The organism is Paraglaciecola sp., from assembly GCF_051252315.1.
In the GTDB taxonomy this organism is placed as follows: Bacteria; Pseudomonadota; Gammaproteobacteria; order Enterobacterales; family Alteromonadaceae; genus Paraglaciecola.
The window spans coordinates 1-5,530 of record NZ_JBPOFP010000182.1; the positions used below are offsets into that span (position 1 = coordinate 1).

Annotated in this window: 2 protein-coding genes; both read right to left on the bottom strand. The window is 34.9% G+C overall.

Going from position 1 to position 5,530, the window contains the following annotated elements:
- Window positions 1–4,424 (bottom strand): thrombospondin type 3 repeat-containing protein (locus ACSHXM_RS20610; protein ID WP_435692077.1); only part of this gene is annotated, 4,424 nt, incomplete at its 3' end.
- A gap of 860 nt (window positions 4,425–5,284) precedes the next feature.
- Window positions 5,285–5,530, bottom strand: a 246-nt coding sequence (locus tag ACSHXM_RS20615) for an OmpA family protein (protein ID WP_435692079.1), incomplete at its 5' end; no start/stop codon positions are given.

Below are 5,530 nucleotides of genomic sequence, written 5' to 3' on the forward strand. Positions count from 1 at the left end.
ACGTCATCTTGAACACCATCACCATCTGTATCATTATTAAAAGGGTCTGTACCATTGGTAACCTCTGTACCATTATTTACATTATCAGCATCACAATCCTCCGCTGCCCAAACTGCATAATTTTCATCAGCTGGAGCACGAACCGTTGGTACGGTAACCTCACAAGGATCAGATGGATCTGTACCATTGGTTACTTCAAATCCATTGGTTTCTCCATCACCATCACAGTCTAAATCATTCCAGCTTGCTTCTGCGTTAGTAGGAACTTGATTTGTACTATATACACAAGGATCTAACGGATCTGTATCTGTTGCATCTGGATCACCATCACCATCATCATCTAAATCACAAATACCCACTAAACCGTCACCATCTAAATCTGTATCTACCGCAGTCACAGCGTTTACATCACCTGTATTATATGCAGCTGCAGCTACTAATCCGTTTGCTAATATTTTTCCTGAACCATCACCAACAGTTGCAGTATCGGCATCATCATATTCAGAACCATCGCCATTATCGGCAGTACTACTTTCATATGCTTCGTTAGCATCTGAACAGGTATCACCATCACTATCTACATTAAGAAAATCTGGAGTACCAGCTGTTGTTTCTGTAGCAACTGTACCTGTACCAGCTGTATTAGGAATACCTTCAGCACTTATTGCTCCATCTGCAATACCATTACCATCTGCATCTGTACCGCCTGATTCTACAACATCGTAAATTCCATCATTATCACTATCTAAATCAAGCGTATTTGCTACACCATCATTATCATTATCACAATCTAAAACCGATCTAAAGGCAAAACCTTCATTTACGTGATTAGCACTTGAATTTATAGTACCATCTGCAAAATAACCAATATCCATAGGAAAAGTTATGCCCGTACTGGTATCAATCAATAAAGACCATTGCGAATCTGGTACAAGTCTGGATAAACCTGCAGCATCTGGAGCCACTTGAAAAGGAGTACCTGATGTTATCACGGCACCATTACCTAAGTCTGTTTCGCCAAGAGGGTCAGAAAGAACAGCGGTACCACCACCTGGCCAAGTAATAATAACCGTTTTATCTGCATTTTGAATATTACCTACGGCGCTATTAGGCTCATAAGAAGAAACTCTAATTGCATTTTGTACTGCATTTACAGGCTCTTGTAGCGTAAGCGTCATTTCTACAGTTGGATCCGTACCTTGGTTCCATCTTACTTGTAAACCATTATCGGCAGAACCGGTTTTATCTAAAATATTATATTCGGTAGATGTGATTGTAAACTGTTGACTTACTCCATTACCATTATTATATTCTCCTGTTAATAGTAACGTATCATCTCCTGATAAAATTGAGCCTTTAGCTGGTGTACATTCTAAATCATTTACTATACCATCATTATCATTATCTTCATCACAAGCGTCACCTACACCGTCGCCATCCGCATCATTATATAACGGATGATTTGGGGAGCATTCAGAACATTCATCAGCTTGTAGTAAATTATTAACAGAAGTTCCTATACCTTGAGAAACTCCTCCAGGAATACCTGCAGCATTTACTGTTGCTGTTAGTCTAAAACTACCATCTAAGTCTCCATAATCATAATTTGCATCGCCTTCTAAAGCATCTGGACAACCATCATTATCACTGTCGGAATCTAAATGATCATAAATACCATCATTATCTGTATCTATGTACAGTGAGCATAATGTGTTTACTCTCCAACCAATATTATCTGCATTAGCATTTTCTGATTGTGCGATAACAATTCTATTGATTCCTTTATCTATATTAAATCTAAAATTAGCTTCTTGGGCACCTCCTCCAATAATGGCCGCAACAGCATCTCCAGTAACAGGATCATAAGATGCTCCTGAACCAACGGTGCCTGTTGTAGAATATATATCTGCTGTAAATTCTACTTGAACGGAGCCATTATAAAATTTAATATTCTGACTTTCATTATAGCTGCCAGAGGCATTCCTTGCCAAACTCCTAACATTAAATTCTGTAGATAGTATCAGTTCTGAAAATATAATTTCAGTAGTTGTACCTGTAATATTAGAATTTGAGTTACGAGTCTGCATATCTACTTGAACACTACCATCTGTATAGTTAGGGTTTCCTGCAGGGAATGTTCCTGTTCCTATAGTTGTTGTAGCAACTGCAGTTATATCATTATCAAAATCTTTAATGTAAGCTATTAAATCACCATCATTGCTGTTTAAAGCAATTGTATTGTACGATGCATCTGTAAAGTGAATGTTGTTAGTAGGAACTAAACCACAGTCTTTATTAAATTCATCAACATCTAAAATACCATCATTATCATCATCATCATCACAACCGTTTGGTATTCCATCTAAGTCTGTATCTAAAGTATCATCAAAACCTTCACAAACATCAGAGGTATCAGGTACACCATCATTATCATCATCTAGGTTTTCTATAGTAATTACTTCGGAAGTATCATCTACAGAAGAATTTGAATCTGTTTCATCTTGTGTATTAGAAATAGTATTGGTAACACTTATTGAAGAAATTGGCGCATTTATATCATCTGCTACGGCAACAATAACTAAAGATTGTTTTTCACCCTTAACCATATTACCCACACTCCATTCTGGATCTGACCAACTGCCTTTTGTTGGGGTTGCACTCACTAAACTTAGGCCTGCAGGTAGTGCATCGGTGATAACTAAATTATTAGTGTCATCTAAACCTAAACTCTCTACAGTAATTGTAAATGTTACTGTTTCTCCTTCTGATATAGTAGATTTATCAGCTGTTTTATTAATAAATATATCTGGGTTACAGTAAAATACTTGAATTACGTTAGAGTTGTAATCGCATCCACTTTTAGAGACACTCACATAATGTTCTCCAATTTCAGTAGGAGTATAACTTCCTGTGGTAGCTCCAGGTATGGCCACACCATCATTATACCATTGGTAGGTGTCAAAATTTTCTGTAAGTGTAATAGTACTTCCTAAACATCCAGAACCTGAAATGGAGTAATCTACTACGGGTACGGTGTCAAAACCAGAAAAGTATCCGCCAGTTCCTAGTGCACCACTAAAACCAACAACTCCAACAGCAATTGCTCCTGAAGATTGCACATAAATATTACCGGTTAAACCAGGTATATAAAAACTTTTCCAAGGTAAGCCTGTAGCTGGTATAGCAGCAGGCAGTGTTACAGGAACACCATCAGCAGTTACAACAATATTAGCATCAGGAGTACTATTTGAAGCTAGAATGGTTAACCCACCAGATATGGTTTTTCCGGCTAAATCTTCAATGGTACTTATATTATTCACATTATCTGGAAGCAAGCAATTAACAGGAGCTATAAAATTCATTCCAATAGTTGCTCCAGAAGTACTACCTGCCAAACATTGGTACGCATACACATTTTTAGATGCTGTTACCGTCATATTATTACCTGCTGTACTACCTGAATAATTTGATCCAGGAATAACAAAGTATTCTCCGTCATTTATAGTTGCAATAGGAGTTGTTGATCCATTTACAAAAATGTCAGTACCACTAGCTGTTCCAATTATAATTGGAAATTCTAAGGAATCTGAACCACCACCTCTAACAAAAACGTATTCCCTACCAATAATATCTATAGGCACTGGTTGGTCTGTTCCGCCATCTTGTATATTAGAGCCCGGAGTAACACCAAGTAATATATGACCTGTACTAATAGCAATATCTTTATCTGATATAATATCTGCACCTAACCATCCATATCTATTGGCATCGCCATTATTTCCTAGAGCTTCTAAGACATAAGATTCTCCTTTGTTTAAAGTAACTGTAATTGTATCATCTGTTAAGCCTGTAGCATTATTTCCTAATCTAAAAACGCAATCAGGATCATAGTCTGAAATGGTAACTGTTGTATTATCTTCGGTAGCCATTATACCTAAGGCTGCATTAAAAATGCTGCGGTCATGAAGAAAAGGAATACCACCCCATTTAAAATGGGTTCCTAAGGCCGCCCGTCCTTTTGAGGTTAAAGAAACTCCCTGAGAATTACTACTTCCTCTATAATTTGCATAAAATTTTTGTCCTCCAGGTGCCTCTAAACGTAAACCTGCTGTACTATTAACAGTACCCACTTCATCTTCAGTTAATAATGTTATGCCGTTCTGATTTATAGGTAAAGAATAAGTGTAAGGATTTGTATTTGAAACTGATACTGTTGCTGCTGGAGTTGCTGATGTACCTATGTAAATATTAATGTTAAAGGGTATTACTTCTGGAGTAGAGAGGTATACCGACTGAGCCGAAATATAAGCTGTTCTTGTCGATGTTAGTGGCGGCATATAATGCAAGTCACTCAATTGCCCATAACTATTAGCTATTAAAAGAAAACAAAAAAGTTTAAGGGAAAATAAAATTCTTTTAGACATTTGGAGGTATATGTGAAATTAATTTGTTTTTAATATATCCTTGAAGTAATTCCAAATATCTTTTTTGAAATTGCTTAACAAGATTATTAAAGGTTTTTATGTGGTTCGAATTTGAACGTTAATTTTATGAAGACAATAATTGATTTTAGTCTAAATAAAAGAATAATAAGTAGAGTTATTCCTAAAAAATAAGTAAATTAAATATGGGGTTTTTCATAATGGGGTTTTTAATGGTTGTAGTAAAAATACTGCTTATAATAATATTTTAATAATAAATTTTGTTTTTTTATTTAGATAGTTTATTATTATTCAATATGTTAACTTAAATAAAAAAACCACGTGTTATAGGTTTTTGTTGTGTGTTTCTATGGTTTTGCATACGAAAGTCTTTTTTTTGTATGTTAAGCTTACTTTTATCTTAATACACTTAGTAGTTAACGTTTGATAATAAAGTAATTATTGTAATCCTTTTTAAGTGTGATATAAGTATTAAAGTGTTGCATCTTGTATTAGAGTATTAACACTTGTTCATATGTTTTAATCTTGTTTTTTTATAAAAAGTAAACCTCAATAAAAATAGTATCAAACTAATTTTTTGAAAAGACACTTAAGCTAGATAATACAGTAGAATTTTCTACTTACTTATGGATAGTGAGTTTTCAACGTTTATGGTAATTTCATCAATGCGATGGTTGTTTAGTATGATAACCAATGACGATATAAAAGTAAACCCAATAGAGATAGAGAAGCAGTTAACAGATTTTATATTTAAAGGTATAGAGAGTAAATAAACACTTATAGTTTATTAAAAAAAGAGGAAGCTAAAGCTTCCTCTTTTTTGTTTGTTGTTGTTTTATGTTTTAGTTTTTAATTACAATAAACTCAGATCTTCTATTTTGTTGGTGTTGTTCTTCTGAGCATTTTCTATTAGAATCGCAGTTGTTAGTTAGTTGAGATTCCCCAAAGCCTTTACCTGACACACGCTCAGGCGCAATACCATTGTCTAATAAATACTTTACCGTTTCTTTTGCTCTTCTGTTAGATAATGCTTGGTTGTAGGCAGTAGTAGCTCTAGCATCAGTATGTGATCTAACTTCAATAACCAC